The organism is Sinorhizobium medicae (genome assembly GCF_007827695.1).
Lineage (GTDB): Bacteria > Pseudomonadota > Alphaproteobacteria > Rhizobiales > Rhizobiaceae > Sinorhizobium > Sinorhizobium medicae.
Map to the genome: position 1 here is coordinate 12,775 of NZ_VITA01000012.1, position 14,453 is coordinate 27,227.

Sequence of the window (14,453 nt, forward strand, 5' to 3'; positions counted from 1 at the left end):
TTCGCGCACACCGAGCCATTCCGCATTCGGAGATACTCCCGACTGCAGATGAAATACTCCGGAACCAAAGGGCTAGAATGTCCTTGACCGAGGCGTACAGCGAATAGCGCGCCCGCTCGTTGGAACGCCCTGTCGGACGCCGGTACGGGACAAGCTGATACGCTGCGCGGTCCCGCCCGAAAGCGGCACCGTCCCGGCAACCATCAAGGCTGCACTCCGCCTTCGTCTCAAAATCCGAAGGACTTTCTAGCGCTTTGAGGCTGCACGCTCCGTAGCCGAAATCGAAATGGATCCTCGGCGCACAGTGATGCAGCCGGCCAATTGCAATGACCGTGCCCCAACCTGATGGCGATCGCTTTGCGAGAGTTGGAATTCCCCTGCCAGCCGGTGGTTAGCGGGCGGAAATCTGCCGGTGAGGTGAAGCGAAATTGTGGCAAGGTCCGCTTCTATTGCACAAAAGCCGCCGTTTCTTCGCTAATTCGCTATTTAGGCCCAAGAAAGGAGCGTTTCTACCGGTCTGGAGGACGAAAAATGGCGTAACCGTCGCCACCGAAAGTCTTCATTCCGAAAAATATATCAGCGCACCAGTCGAAGGGCACCCGGATAGTTGAAGTGGGTGTTCGCAAGCTCCTCACTGCAATCCATCTTGAATGTGCTGTTGCCGATCAGGGTGATCTCCTGTGCGATCAACCTGATGCACTCACCGCTGGTCGCACCATTGCCCGCATATTGGAGTTCGGCAGCATCGGGGAAGCGCCTGCGTGGAAGCTTCCGTTGCAGCACTCAGGGCGTCGACGACGCTTTCCTGAGGCAGCGCGTAGTTGCTCCAGAAGAATTTTTGGGCCGCATCATAGGCTTCCTCCTCGGTGGCGCCCTCGCCATAAGCCCGGACCGAACCGAGCGCCGCCGCATCGAGGGCGCTCTGGATCTTCTCCGCTTCGAAGTAGGCCCCGGCGAAGTCGATCGCCAGGGCAGCCGCGCCGATGATCGGAATGAATGCGATAGCGCCCAGAACGGCGAAGTTGCCTTCCCTGTCGCGCATCAGCCTTCTCATATGCAGGCAGAACGTCGCGGCCCTCATAGCCTTCCCTCTCAGCAGCTCCACCGCACTACTTAAGCATTAACTAATTTTAAAAACGTTGCTAAAAACGCTCGGCTTTTATGAAAGCTTTAAAAATGAGGTCCTCCTTTTTTCGTCATGAGCCCCCCATGCCCGGCGTGCTCGTCCCCGCGGCGGCTCGCAAAGCTTGGCTATGCGCAAGAAACAATCGTGCTTCGTTACATAACGCCCTGAAATGTTACTGGACCAAGCCCGTCCATCTCGGCAATCATGAAGGGGCAATCAGGGAACTCATTTCAGTAGCAATTTAGATCAGAGCTCGCTCTACGGTGAACTCTGGTTGCGGGATTGTACCCGGTTCAGCGCGCGGCGGCTTCCGGGCGGAGATCTGATCGATTTGCCCGGGCGTTTAGCGACGGGCGTGATATTGCTGCCGGTGAATATAGAGATTGGCAATTTCGCCGCGAATTTCCAGGACCCGCTCGCTGACGGCGGGCCCTGTTTTTGCTTAGGCACTTCGCTTCTGCCAACTCAGCCGTAGAGATATTCGGGCAGCCAGAGTGTCATCCCCGGCCAGATATACATGATGATCATGCAGACTATGACGATCAGCATGTACGGCATCATCCCTGCGAAGATCTGGTTGAGGGTCACCTGCGGCGGTGACACGCCCTTGAGATAGTAGGCCGACATCGCCACCGGCGGCGACAGGAACGCAGCCTGCAGGTTGACGAAGACGAGCACGCCCCAGAGGATCGGATCGATGTCGAAGTGGTGGAGCATCGGGAGGAAAATCGGCACGAAGATGATGATGATCTCGGTCCACTCGAGCGGCCATCCGAGAATGAAGATGATCGCCTGCGACAGAATCATGAACTGTATCGGCGTCAGATCAAGCGCGAGAACCCATTGCTCGACCAATGCCTGTCCGCCGAGGATCGCGAAAACGGCGGAGAAAAGGGCCGAACCCACGAAGAGCCAGCAGACCATGGCAGTGGTCTTCGCAGTCAGGAAGACCGCTTCCTTGGTGCGCTGCCAGTTGAGCGTCCGTGCCTGCAGCGCCAGCAGGAAGGCGCCCGCGGCACCGACAGCGGCGGACTCCGTCGCAGTCGTTATGCCGAACAGGATCACCGCGAGCACGATTACCGTCAGAAGCGCGAGCGGCATGACGGAGGAAGCGAGAAGCTTCACCACCTGAAGCCGTTCGGCGGTCATCCTGCGATAGTAGCGCACGAGCGGGACGGCGGCGACCGCCGCAGCGAGGCCGAACCAGATGTAGAATCCCGTCGCGGGACCGCCAACGGTCGCCGGTCCGGCATCCGCTACCGGCGCGCCCAGCTCTTCCAGTCCCTCCGGTGCCTCGGACGCGGCCGCCTGCTGATGAATGACGACATACCACCAGACAAGCCCGAACGTGGACACCGTCAGGAGAAGCGGAACGCATGCTGCAACAATGTTCTTGATGATCTTGAAGTAGGTGAGCCGTCCCTCACCGGCCTCGATCCCGAGCGCGCGTGATGGCGAGACGAGAGCAACGAGAAGTCCGGCGAGCATGTTGGGTGAATAGAGTTCCGCGAATCGCTTCATCCATGGCGGCACTGGAACGCGCGTCTGCTCCTCCGGGAGGCTCGGCGCAATCTTCGGATTGAGCATCGCCCAGCCGAGGACATAGGCGAGATAAAGAAGCGCCAGAAAGAAGCCTGGAAACATCGTCGCCGCATACAGCTTGACCACGGACTGCCCGGCCACCGCCGCATAGACGATGATCATCACCGATGGCGGGATCAGGATGCCAAGCGTACCTCCGGCAGTAATGACGCCTGAGGCAAGCTTCACATCGTAACCCGCCCGCAGCATCGGGTTCATGGCGATCACCCCCATCAGCACCACCACGGCGCCGACCAGGCCGCTGGCGATCCCCCAGAAGGTGCAGACGATGAGCGTTGTCACGGCGAGCGACGCTGGAACGCGCCGGAACGACAGCTGGACGCTGTAGAACATTTTGTCCACCAGCGCGCCCCGCTCCATTACGTAGCCCATCAGCACGAAAAGCGGAACTGAGATCAGCACGTCGTTGGTCATTGCTCCATAGGTGCGTTGGACCATGAGATCGAAGATACGATTGTCGATCCAGAGTTCCGCCGGATTGTAAAAGGCGTAGAAGCCGAACAGCATTCCAAGCCCCATGAGCGTAAAGGCAGTTGGAAATCCCATCATGATCACGACCACGATGAGACCAAGCATGGTCAGGCCAAGGAATGGTTCACTCACGGCTCTCCCCTCCGAGCCCGCGCTGCCGGGCTGCCCTGTCGATGTCCTGCGCGCGTTCCAACGCAGCCTCGCGCGTTTCCTGGTCGAGATGCTCGCTGTGGGCTAGCTGCTCGGCTACGACATCGATCTCCTCGACATCCTTCAGCCGGGCTGGCCAGGCCCCGGTCTTGAGACAGATGATGCAGCGCAGGATCTCCGCAAGTCCCTGGAATATGACGAGCGCGCCGGCGACAGGAATAACCGTCTTGAAAAAATAAAGCGGTGGCCCTTCGGCCGTGACCGTCGAGTGTTCGCCGATCCGCCAGGACAATGCGGCGTAGTCGTAACCGGCATAGATGAGGGCGGCGATGCCCGGCAGAAAGAAGAGGATGTACAGAATAAGGTCCAGTGCCGCCTGTGTGCGCGGCCTGAACGCACTGTAAAGGAAATCACCCCGCACGTGGGCGTTCTGCGCCAGTGCATAGGCCCCTGCAAGCATGAACAGGCTGCCGTAGAGCATGTTGCTGGCGTCGAAGATCCAGGCGGTCGGCATGTTCAGGATATAACGCTTGAAGACTTCGCCGCAGACCAGCAGCATCAGCCCAAGGATCAGCCACGCCGCCGCCTTGCCGGTCCAGACGCTGATGGCGTCGATCCTCATAAGCAGATGCTGAATGTTCACGCGCACCCCCGGGGATAGCCATGTCCTGACTGCACATCACCGCCGCATGCCGGCGATGTGCAGGATCGGATTATGTCAGAGCGACTTGGCGACCCCCTCCGGCCCGAAATAATGATCGAAGGCCATCCTTCGGTTGACGACCGTATCCTGCTCCCAGCGGGTTGCGCGTTCGGCAAAAGTGATCTGGGATTGCAGGACCTCCTTGAACACTGGATTTTCCGAGGATTTCCTCTTCACGACCTCGTCATAGACCTCGAGCTGCCGCTTCAGGATGGCCTCGGGAGTCTTGTAGAATTTGACCTTGTCGGCCGACTGCAACTCGCGATAGTCGGTCGAATACCGGTCGATCGCCTTCCAGGCCATGTCTGCCGAAGCCGCGTCCACCGCGTTGGTTATGATTGCCTTCAACTGGTCTGGCAGGCCCTCGAATTTTCCCTTGTTGAAAAGGATCTCGAACGTCTCGGCGTTTTGATGATAGCCTTGCAGCATGCAGATCTTCGAAACGTCGGGAAAGCCCAGCAGTCGATCGGACGAAGCATTGTTGAATTCCGCAGCGTCGAGCAGTCCGCGATCGAGTGCCGCCACGATCTCACCGCCCGGCAGGGCGTTTACCGCCGCGCCGAGCCCGGTGAACACGTCGATCGAGATACCGACGGTGCGGAACTTCAATCCTTTCAGATCCTCGGCCTTGGCGATCGGCTCCTTGAACCAGCCCAGCGGCTGTGTCGGCATGGGCCCGTAGGGGAACGATACGACATTTGCGCCTATGGACTCGTAGAGTTTTGCGAGCAGGTCCCTGCCGCCGCCATATTTGTGCCACGCCAGCATCATGTTGGCATCCATGGCGAAGCCTGGTCCCGATCCCCATAGTGCCAGCGCCGTCTGCTTGCCGTAGTGATAGACCATCACGCCATGGCCGCCGTCGAGCGTTCCTTCGGACACCGCGTCGAGCAGTCCGAATGCCGGCACGACGGCACCGGCCGGAAGCACCTCTATTCTAAGGTCGCCCCCCGTCATGTCGTTGACTTTCTTGGCGAAGTCGAGCGCGAACTCGTGAAAGATGTCTTTGGATGGCCAGGTGCTCTGCCAGCGCATGCTGATCGGCCCTTGTGCCCTGACGATACTCGGCGCTGCAACCATGGCCGCTCCGGCCACTGCTGCGCCGCGCAGGAATTTCCGACGCGACGATTCCCCGATCTCGGCTTTGTGTTTCATGTCTTCCTCCCAAATTGCGCGCGCGTTCCCCCCGTCTCGGGGCGGATCTTCACGCAAGCATTCACATTGACTGAAGGCACTAGCATCGTCCGGAGACGCCGCTGCGCCCCTTTTCTTTCATGCTGGATGAGAGAATACTCCCGAATGCGGCCCTCGCAAAGATTGCAGGCGAATCGGTCGAGAACCTGTCAACTCATCGGATTTCGGTCACACATGGCCAAGAGATGGACGGCATGAGACGGCTGGCGGCGATCTTGGACGCGGACGTCGTCGGCTATAGCCGGCTGATGGGACTGGACGAAGCCGGCACTTATCGGGCGGTCAAGCATTGCCACAACGCCTTCATTCTGCCGTTGGTCGAGGCCCATAACGGCAGGATCGTCAAGCAGGCGGGCGATGGAATGCTCGCAGAGTTCGCAAGCGTACTCGACGCCGTCGCTTGCGCCATCGCGATCCAACGAACAATGCACGATCAGGCCGGGAGCGCGGAAACTGAGCGTCTGGAATTGCGCATCGGCGTCCACCTCGGCGATATCGTCGCGGACGACGGCGATATTCACGGCGAAGGCATTGCCGTTGCCGGGCACCTTCAGGAAATGGCGCCGCCCGGCGGCATCTGCGTGTCGCAGCAAGTCTATGACCAGGTTTCCTCGAAACTGGATATCCAGATGGGAGACCTCGGCTGCAAGACGTTTGCCGATATTCCCGGCCCGCTGCACGTCTGGTGCTGGCAGCCGGGCGCAACACGGGAAGAATCGCCCGCACCAAAGCAGAACCGGCCGCGTCCTGACATGAAGCGGCCGTCGATCGCCGTCCTGCCATTCGTCAACTTGTCGAGCGTCGACGAACAGGAGCATTTCTCCGACGGCTTCACGGAGGAGTTGATTTCCACCCTGGCCCGATGCCGTTGGCTGCGCGTCGTCGCGCGCAACTCCTCCTTCACTTTCAAGGGGGTAACTGTCGACGTGAGAAAGGTTGCGTCCGACTTGGGCGTTAAATACGTGATCGAGGGCAGCATACGCCGCGCGGCAAACCGGATCCGCATCACGGCGCAATTGCTGAGCGGCGAAACCGGCATGCTGCTCTGGGCAGAGCGCTACGACCGCATGCTGGACGACGTTTTCGTGCTGCAGGATGAGATCGCGGGACAGATCACCGGTACTGTGGAACCCGAACTCGGCTTCATCGAATTCGCAGCGCTGCGCGGCCAAAGCGCGACGGACATGGATGCCTGGAATATCTATCTCAAGGGGTTATGGCACCTCTACAAGTTTGATCTTGAGAATCTGAGGATTTCCAAAGAGCTGTTCGAGCGAGCGATCGACCTCGAACCCGCTTTTGCCCAGGCCTATGCGCGCCTTGCTTATGTCCATATACAGCTCGGCTGGTATGGCCCTCTTGAGGAGCGGGGCGATCGGATCGCCGACGCGACGGCGCTGGCTGAACGTGCGACCGCGCTCGACGACCGTGAGCCGGCAGCGCATCTGGCACTCGGCCGGGCACGGGCACTCGGCGGCCAGCCGGAGCGTGGGATCGAACACCTGCGCAACGCACTGAGGCTTGTCCCAAGCTTCGCCCAGGGCCACTTTGCTCTCGGGCAAGCGCTTTGTTATGTGGGCCGCCCCGAAGAGGGCATCACCGCGATCAACGAGGCGTTCCGGCTGAGCCCTCGAGATCCGCATCTGTGGACGTTTCACAACATGGTCGCCATCGCCCAATACCAGGCGGGTCGCTTCGCGCAAGCCGCCGAGGCGGCCCGCGCCTCTCTACTCAAGGAAAATGCCACGTTCTGGCCCGCAATGGTGCTGGCAGCGTCCCTCGGCGCCCAGGAGCGGAAGGGCGAGGCCCGCGCGGCGGTGGCGGAGCTTTTGCGCCGGCGGCCGGACATGACCGCGAAAACGGCCCGCGCCGAATTCTACTTCGGCAGCGTGCCGGCCATGTCCGAGAAATTCATCGACCGCTTCGTCAGCGATCTGCACCGCGCCGGCGTGCCTGATTGATGCCGATGAGGCAAGGTTTGCCCCATTCGCCTGCCGGCACCTACTGCAGCGTGCGAGTCGGCACGGCCGCGGCCTGGCCGTTCATCGCCTCCGGCGCCGTCGCCTGTGCGCCGCGATTGCCATCGAGACCGGTCGCGACAACGGACACGCGGAAAGTCCCGTCGAGGCTCCGGTCGAAGATCGCACCGACGACGATGTCGGCCTCGTCATAGACTTCCTCGCGGATGCGGGTCGCCGCCTCGTCCACCTCGAAGAGCGTCATGTCCATGCCACCGGAGATCGATACCAGCACGCCCTTGGCCCCGCGCATGGAAACTTCGTCGAGCAGCGGATTGGCAATCGCCGCTTCGGCCGCCATCATGGCGCGGTTCTCGCCGGTCGCTTCACCCGTGCCCATCATCGCGCGGCCCATGCCCTTCATCACTGTTTTGACGTCCGCGAAGTCGAGATTCATCAGGCCTTCCTTGACGATCAGGTCGGTGATGCAACTGACGCCCGAATAGAGAACCCGGTCGGCAATCATGAATGCGTCAGCGAAGGTGGTCTTGGCGTCGGCGATACGAAAGAGATTCTGGTTGGGGATGACGATGACGGTGTCTGCGCTCTCACGCAGCCGATCGACGCCGAGCTCCGCCGTCTGCATGCGACGCTGACCCTCGAAGCTGAAAGGCTTGGTGACGACCGCTACCGTGAGAATGCCCGCCCGCCGCGCCGCTTCCGCGATCACCGGTGCCGCTCCCGTCCCCGTACCGCCGCCCATGCCTGCCGTAACGAAGCACATATGCGTCCCGCCGAGGTGGTCCATGATTTCGTCGATCGATTCCTGGGCGGCCGCATTGCCGATATCCGGAACCGAACCGGCGCCGAGTCCCTCGGTGATTGCAGCGCCCAACTGGATCCGCCGTTCCGCCTTCGACGTCGCCAGCGCCTGCGCATCCGTATTCGCGGCGATGAAATCGACCCCCTGCAGGTTCTCGGCGATCATGTTGTTGATCGCGTTTCCGCCCCCGCCGCCAACGCCGATGACCGTGATTTTCGGACGCATCTCGGTGATAACAGGCTTCTTGTATTCCGTCATGGTTTCTTCTCCTTGGGCAGTTCCCCGGCCGCCCGAAAACTCGGAACACGGAGATGGGATGCGGTGCGGCGCGAATCAGTCGCTTCCATTCTAGGAATTCAAAAAAGCCACGGAGAAGGCAAGAGCGACAAAATCAAGGCAGTCCACAATTACCTCGTTCAAAAGGCGGGCAGACCGAATGGACGTCCCGCAAAGCGTGTCGAATCAGGGTGATGCACCCATCGCGCTTCAGGCTCCACGGCTGCGTTCCTTCGAGCGTACGCCTTACTTAGCTTCGCAAGGCGATGGATGAGGCGCGGGCGATTACCGCCGAGCTCACTTCGCGAATCGCAACCAGCACCAGCCGCAGGACACGTGGCGTCGAAAGCCGAGACCTGCTCATACTCTCCAGCAAGGGTTTCGAAGGAACAACCGAGCTTTCGGCACGTTCGGACTGCGCCAGGCAAGTCCAGGAATGTGTAGCCAATTCCGCCGAAAGCGCGTGGTTCGATAGGTTAGAGCGTATCGGGTTCCGGCGAACACTGAAACCATTGAAAAGGAGGAGTGACTGCCATGGGTGTCGATCAGGCCCCGAAAGCAAAGGGCAAGCAGGCTGCCAGTGGTTTACGTGACAGCGCTGCCAAGGAAGAGAAGAAGGTTGAGGCACAAAAGGGTTCCGATCTCCGGAAAGGCGCCGAACGGTTCGACGAACGTTCGAAAAGCTCCGACGGCAAAAGCGCGGCCTCGAAGCAAAAACCGAAACCATAGGGAGCCTTCTGTTCAACGCCTCGGGCAGGGCTTCATCTCGATCCGCTCGAGCGCGCGCGCCCGCAGGCGCTGCAGACTTTTCAGCGGGGGTCACGCGCCCCAATCTCCGCTTGTCCCTCGGCACCCTCGCCGATCGACGCCCGGTGGCGGGCACCGACGCTCAACATATTATCGCGTTCTATGATCCGATTGATCAACTGCTCCACGCCTGCCCCGCGCACACCCTCGAGAACGATGTCGGCCGTATCCTTGAGCGCGGGCAAGGCGTTGGCAACCGCGGCTCCGCAGCCGCACGTTCTCAAAAGCGCGTGGTCGTTCTCGGCGTCGCCGACACCCACCACGCTGACAAAGGAGAGCCCCATCTCCTTCAAGGCCGCCTTGAGCCCCGTGGCCTTGTTCACGCCGGTGGGGAGCACCATGACGGCGCCCTTGTTGAAGATGATCTCGAGTTCGAGGCCGAGTTCGTTGATCGCCTCAAGCGCGGCGGTCTGGTGCGGCTCCCAGGTTGCGACGATCGAACGGCCGACCGACATCCGGTCCACGCCCTTCTCCTTCAGGCGCTCGATGAAAGCCGGCGGAGGCGAGGGTGCGAGCGGCCGCTCCTCGCCGGTTTCCGGCGTAAAAAGCAGCGCGCCATTTTCGGCGACGACTTTGTCGAACAGGCCGATTTCAGGAAAGACACTCTTCAAATCAGGCAGTTCGCGCCCGGTCACCAGCAGAAGCTTGCGCCCGGTCTCCTTAAATCTCTTCAGGGCCTCCAGAGTTTCCGGCCTGACGGCACCGTAATCGGCGAGTGTTCCGTCGTAGTCTGTCGCAAGAGCCATGACATCCATCTGTGCGCCGCCTCTCTTTGCCACCCGCCTCCGTCCGATCCTGGACGCCGTCATCGTGCTGCACAGTGGAACGTGCAGGGCCAATGCTGGTTCCGGCTCGGAAGGCTGCGTGCCAGCGCCGGAACCGTCCGGAGCGCTTGCAGGCAGGATGTGCAACGGTTCTGGTCCGCATCCGTGGCCTGGTTGCACCGATCGACCGCATCTAGACCAATTCCAGGAAAACTGCGCAGCGGTTTTCCGTCCGGAATTGCGGCAAAAAAGGGGTTGGAGAGTTTCCGCGATTCGGAGAAAAGCGGAAATGCTCTAAAGCCGCCAGCCCCCACTGATGACAAACGGAACCTCGGTGCCGTGGCAGAACGCCTTGTTGCTATAGGCTTTCAGGCTCTGCCCGTCCGGCAGTGCGAGTGTCAGTGCCGAGCGTTCGCCTTCGAACACGGAGGAGAGAACCCGCATCGGCATACCCCCGCTATCCGGGTGAACCTGCTCCGGTCGGATGAGTACGTCGGAAAGCGGCCCCTCGCCTGCATGCCCGTGGCCAGAACGCCTGCCGGCCAATGCCGCTTGCAGGAGCGGCCAATCGAGTTGGCGCCCGGCTTTCTCCGGCAATCTCAACCGCACGATCGCGCCTCGGCCGATCAGGCTCCCCACGACCCGCCCCTCCGGCCGCGCGTAAATATCCGCAGGCGGCGCCACCTGAAGAAGCTTCCCTTCGGACATCACCGCGACATCGGTCGCAAGCGCCATCGCTTCGGCCTGATCGTGCGTCACGTAGATCATCGTCGCGCCGGAGCGCTCGTGAAACGCGCGGAAGGTCTCCTCCATTGCTTTCCGCAAGTGCTGGTCGAGATTGGCGAGCGGCTCGTCCAGCAACACGATATCGGGTTGCTGGACGAGACAGCGCGCCAGTGCCACACGCTGCCGTTGACCGCCGGAAAGCGCCGATGGCCGCCGATCGGCGTAGGCCGTAAGCCGGACGAGCGAAAGCGCTTCGGCAACGCGCGATCGCCAAGCCTCGCCCGAGATGCGGCGCACTTTCAAGGGATAGCCGACATTCTCTGCCACCGTCATATGCGGCCACAGCGCGTAGGATTGAAACACCATCGCCATGTTGCGCTTTTCCGGCGGCAGCACCCGGACCGCATCCGAAAGCCTGCACTCGCCGAACTCGATCGAACCGTCCGTCGGCTGCTCGAAGCCCGCAATCATCCTGAGCACCGTCGTCTTGCCACAGCCGGAAGGACCGAGCAGTGCGAGGAAGCCCTGCTTGCGCAGCGTCAGCGACACATCCGAAACCGCCGGCCCTCCCTCGCCCGGACCTTTTGCTCCGAAATCCTTGGTCAGGTGATTGAGGATCAGTTGCGCCATGGCAGCACGCCCTCCGGCAGGTATTTCGCCAAGACTTCGAGCGTCGCCATCAACCCGATCACCACCGCGACGACAAGCACAGAAAGTGCCGAGGCAAGATTGGAGGAGCCGCTATCGTCGAGATTGAAGATCGCCACGCCGAGCGTCTGCGTGCCTGCGGACCAGAGGAGCGCCGAGACCGTCAGCTCGTTCGCCGCGATCAGGAAGACGAGAATGACAGAGGCACCCGCTGCGGGCGCCACCAGCGGCAGCAGCACGTCCCGCATGCGGCGCAGGAAGCCTGCGCCTGCAAGCCGCGCCGTCTCCTCGAGCGAGGGATCCATCTGCAGGAAGGCGCTCATCACCGGCTTAAGGCTCACGGCGAAGAAGGATGAGAGATAGGCGGCGAGAATGATCCAGATGGTGCCATAGATCGAAACGCCGATCACCGGCAGCGGTGCCGCGAAGGCAAGGATGAAGGCGACGGCGAGCACGATGCCGGGCAGTGCGTAGGGAATTTCGATAAGGATCGCCAGGAGATTGGCCACCCTCCCGCGTCGCGCTGCGAGCAGGTACCCGGCCGGCAGAGCAATCACAAGAAGGCCGACTGCCGCGGCCGAGGCAAGGAAGACGGAGTTCTTCAGCGCCGTCAGCGTCACCGTCTGGCGGAAGAGAACCTCGCCATAGGCCTGCAGGGAGACAGTGTGAAGAGTGAGCGGCACACCATAGGCCGGCACGAGTGAACTTGCGACAAGCGCCAGGAGCGGCGCGACGAGCACCAGTGCGAGGGTGCCCCAAAGCAGGGTCTCCACCGCAATTCGCAAACGCCCCAGCGTGAAGGCGGCCCTCGCCCCGGTAAGGCCGATGAGGCGATAATCCCGGCCCTTGAGTGCCCGCTGCTGCAGGAGCAGCCCTCCCGCGGAAATCGATGCGATGATCGTCGAAAGCACGGCAATTTCGCCGAATGTCGACGAACCGAAACTCGCGAACTTGGCGAAGATCAAGGTCGGTAGCGTTTCGATCGATGCGGGAATGCCGAGAATTGCCGGAATGCCGAAATTCCCGATGCCCGAGATGAAGGCGATGGCGCCACCGGCGATCAGCGCCGGACAGGCCAGCGGCAGAACGATGTCGCGGAAGACGCGCCAGGGCGAGGCGCCGGAAAGCCGCGCCGCCTCCACGCCGTCGCGCGGATGCGTCGCAAGTCCGGCCTTGATTGCCAGGAAGACAAGCGGCGCATGCTGCACGCCGAGAAGCAGTGCGATGCCCGCTAGCGAATAAAGCGGCTGCGGACTGCCGAGCGGCGGAGCAAGCCCCAATGTCTTGAGCAAGGGGCTCGAGGGCCCCGACATCTCCACCCAGGCTAGGGCCGTCACCTGTGGCGGGATCATCATCGGAAGCATGAAGGCGAAGCTCAAGGCAAGTTTACCGCGTATGTCCGTAAGCGCCACCACGAAGGCGAAGAGTGCGCCGACGACAAGCGAGATCACCATGCCGCCCGCGGCAGCAACGAGTGTGTTGCGAAGTGCGGCGAAGGTCGCCGCCTCGAGGAGCACGCTCGCCGCCTCGCCGCCTTCGAGACCTTTGAGGCCAGCCCAACCAAGGTGGATCAGAGGCAGCACCGAAAGCAGGAAGACGGCGCCGCACACGAAGGCAAGGAGCCATGCGGGCTCCCCGACCCCGGACATGCGCTTCCCCCGAAATCGAAAATATGACGATTGCCGCCTCGGACCGGCCTTCGCAGAACGCGTTTCAGGTACACGAACTTCGTCCGCGTAAGGCGGTGGCGGAAGATCGAAACCGCGCAGGGCCCGCGTCAACTCCTTCGGCAGACGAACCCGAGCCGGCCCGCGCTCCCCTTCGGACCCATCATCCTTCGCGCCGCCGGATGCGAGCCGGAGCCACTGCCAGCACCGCGCCTTCACCAGAACGCGCAGAGGACGCTCCAGCATTCTCGAGCCGGAGCGTACTTCAGCATCGGTGTCCACGGCCGGCGCATGCGTTGCCTTGCGCCGACCTCTGGCGATCTCGTCGGAAACGCGCATCGGAGGGTCAGTTGGTGCCGAAAATCCCCGAGAAGGTTTTCAGATCCGCGTCGGAATTCTTCACGGCTGCGGCGGCGTCGACCGGCAGCACCTTAACAACCTCGCGGGCGGGAAATCCCTCGGGCAAGGCAAGCCCGTTGCGGGCCGGAATGTAGCCCATCGTCACTGCCACCTGCTGCCCCTCTTCCGAAAGGAGGAAATCGACGAATTTCTTTGCTGCATCCGGGTTTTTTGCGGTTCTCAGGATGGCGACCGGCTCGGTAACGGCCGAAACGCCCTCCGCCGGAAAGACGAACTCCACCGGCGCGCCCTTTGCCTTCTCGCGGATCGCCATGAAATCCACCACCATCCCATAGGCCTTCTCGCCCGTTGCGACGGACTTCAACACGCCGCCATTGCCGCCGGCGGCCGTCGCGCCGTTTTCCGCGAGCGCCTCGTAGTAGTCCCAACCGAGCGCACCGATGCCGGCAAGCGTCTGGGCATCGATCAGCGCCGCGCCTGACGTGAGCGGGCTGGGCATGGTGACGAGCCCCTTGGCCTCGGGTTTCGCAAGATCCTCCCAGCCGGCCGGCTTCATCGCGGCGGAAGTGTTGTAGATGATCCCGGTGGTGATCATCTTCGTCGAATAATAGGTGCCGTCCGGGTCGAAGAGAGAGGCCTCGAAAGCTGAGGCTTCCGGAGATTTGTAAGGCATCAGCTGGCCCGCCTCCTTCAACCGCTGCATCGTCACCGTATCGGCGATCAGAAGCACATCCGCCACGGGGTTGCCCGCCTCGATCTCGGCCATCAGCTTAGCCATGATTTTTGTTGTTCCCTCCCGCACCCATTCCACCTCGACGCCGGGGTTGGCCGCCTCGAATGCATCCACCGTCGCCTGCGCGTCCTCGTTCGGCTGACTGGTATAAAGCACGAGGCTTTCGGCGAGAGCGGCAGTGGACAGGAGGCCGGCGACGAGCGCTGCGGCGACGGCAGGGAGAAGCGTTTTCATGAGTTTGCCCTCAGTCGGAGAAGATCGCACCGAGGGATAGAGCGCGTCTTTTACAGCCTTGTGACAACGGGACCGCCCCCTTCAACCCGTCCGCCGGCGAATGCGTTCGCATGATATTCGAAAAATATTATCCTCGGCCGAAATCAGCGGTTTGATCGTATTTTCAGCGGGCGATGACACCAAAAGAAATTAAATTCGGCTCATCCATTGC

General features: G+C 61.6%; 9 protein-coding genes and 2 pseudogenes. 2 read left to right on the forward strand and 9 right to left on the reverse strand.

The features are described 5' to 3' along the window. Nucleotides 1-751 precede the first annotated feature (751 nt). From FB009_RS19940 to FB009_RS19955, 4 genes and pseudogenes are all read right to left on the reverse strand, one after another. A pseudogene (locus tag FB009_RS19940) lies at nt 752-1,081 on the reverse strand (TadE/TadG family type IV pilus assembly protein); the annotation flags it as partial. Between the two features lie 510 nt (nt 1,082-1,591). Then, nucleotides 1,592-3,331, reverse strand: a complete 1,740-nt coding sequence (locus tag FB009_RS19945; RefSeq protein ID WP_011976072.1) for a TRAP transporter large permease — start codon at nt 3,329-3,331, stop codon at nt 1,592-1,594. Then, complete coding sequence (locus tag FB009_RS19950) at nt 3,324-3,971, reverse strand: TRAP transporter small permease subunit (RefSeq protein WP_050574027.1); 648 nt, start codon at nt 3,969-3,971, stop codon at nt 3,324-3,326. The genes FB009_RS19945 and FB009_RS19950 overlap by 8 nt, the downstream gene beginning before the upstream one ends. 96 nt (nt 3,972-4,067) lie before the next feature. Beyond that, nucleotides 4,068-5,207: a TRAP transporter substrate-binding protein gene (locus tag FB009_RS19955; protein ID WP_011976074.1), complete on the reverse strand. Its 1,140-nt coding sequence runs from the start codon at nt 5,205-5,207 to the stop codon at nt 4,068-4,070. Nucleotides 5,208-5,440: 233 nt separating this feature from the next. Between FB009_RS19955 and FB009_RS19960 the strand changes: the two genes are divergently transcribed. Beyond that, entirely contained in the window at nt 5,441-7,207 is a 1,767-nt protein-coding gene (locus FB009_RS19960; RefSeq protein WP_028054184.1) for an adenylate/guanylate cyclase domain-containing protein, read from the forward strand. Nucleotides 7,208-7,247: 40 nt separating this feature from the next. On the opposite strand, the gene ftsZ is transcribed toward FB009_RS19960, so the two are convergent. Further along, nucleotides 7,248-8,285: a cell division protein FtsZ gene (gene ftsZ / locus FB009_RS19965; RefSeq protein ID WP_011976076.1), complete on the reverse strand. Its 1,038-nt coding sequence runs from the start codon at nt 8,283-8,285 to the stop codon at nt 7,248-7,250. A 552-nt stretch (nt 8,286-8,837) separates the two neighbouring features. On the opposite strand from ftsZ, the gene FB009_RS19970 reads away from it, so the two are divergent. Continuing rightward, nucleotides 8,838-9,032 (forward strand): hypothetical protein, encoded by a 195-nt coding sequence (locus tag FB009_RS19970; protein ID WP_011976077.1) that lies wholly within the window; start codon nt 8,838-8,840, stop codon nt 9,030-9,032. Between the two features lie 89 nt (nt 9,033-9,121). Here the strand turns inward: FB009_RS19970 and FB009_RS19975 are convergent. From FB009_RS19975 to FB009_RS19990, 4 genes and pseudogenes are all read right to left on the reverse strand, one after another. Beyond that, nucleotides 9,122-9,865, reverse strand: a pseudogene (locus FB009_RS19975) (HAD family hydrolase); the annotation flags it as partial. 303 nt (nt 9,866-10,168) lie between these two features. Further along, nucleotides 10,169-11,230, reverse strand: a complete 1,062-nt coding sequence (locus FB009_RS19980; RefSeq protein ID WP_101777822.1) for an ABC transporter ATP-binding protein — start codon at nt 11,228-11,230, stop codon at nt 10,169-10,171. Then, entirely contained in the window at nt 11,218-13,254 is a 2,037-nt protein-coding gene (locus FB009_RS19985; RefSeq protein WP_127581674.1) for an ABC transporter permease, read from the reverse strand. The genes FB009_RS19980 and FB009_RS19985 overlap by 13 nt, the downstream gene beginning before the upstream one ends. Nucleotides 13,255-13,261: 7 nt before the next feature. Then, entirely contained in the window at nt 13,262-14,242 is a 981-nt protein-coding gene (locus FB009_RS19990; RefSeq protein WP_145161929.1) for an ABC transporter substrate-binding protein, read from the reverse strand. Nucleotides 14,243-14,453 lie beyond the last annotated feature (211 nt).

Excerpts from the sequence above, each read along its gene's own strand:
- FB009_RS19950 (WP_050574027.1), bottom strand. The coding sequence starts at position 3,971 with ATGAGGATCGACGCCATCAGCGTCTGGACCGGCAAGGCGGCGGCGTGG.
- FB009_RS19955 (WP_011976074.1), bottom strand. The coding sequence starts at position 5,207 with ATGAAACACAAAGCCGAGATCGGGGAATCGTCGCGTCGGAAATTCCTG.
- FB009_RS19960 (WP_028054184.1), top strand. The coding sequence starts at position 5,441 with ATGAGACGGCTGGCGGCGATCTTGGACGCGGACGTCGTCGGCTATAGC.
- ftsZ (WP_011976076.1), bottom strand. The coding sequence starts at position 8,285 with ATGACGGAATACAAGAAGCCTGTTATCACCGAGATGCGTCCGAAAATC.
- FB009_RS19970 (WP_011976077.1), top strand. The coding sequence starts at position 8,838 with ATGGGTGTCGATCAGGCCCCGAAAGCAAAGGGCAAGCAGGCTGCCAGT.
- FB009_RS19980 (WP_101777822.1), bottom strand. The coding sequence starts at position 11,230 with ATGGCGCAACTGATCCTCAATCACCTGACCAAGGATTTCGGAGCAAAA.
- FB009_RS19985 (WP_127581674.1), bottom strand. The coding sequence starts at position 13,254 with ATGCGCGTTTCCGACGAGATCGCCAGAGGTCGGCGCAAGGCAACGCAT.
- FB009_RS19990 (WP_145161929.1), bottom strand. The coding sequence starts at position 14,242 with ATGAAAACGCTTCTCCCTGCCGTCGCCGCAGCGCTCGTCGCCGGCCTC.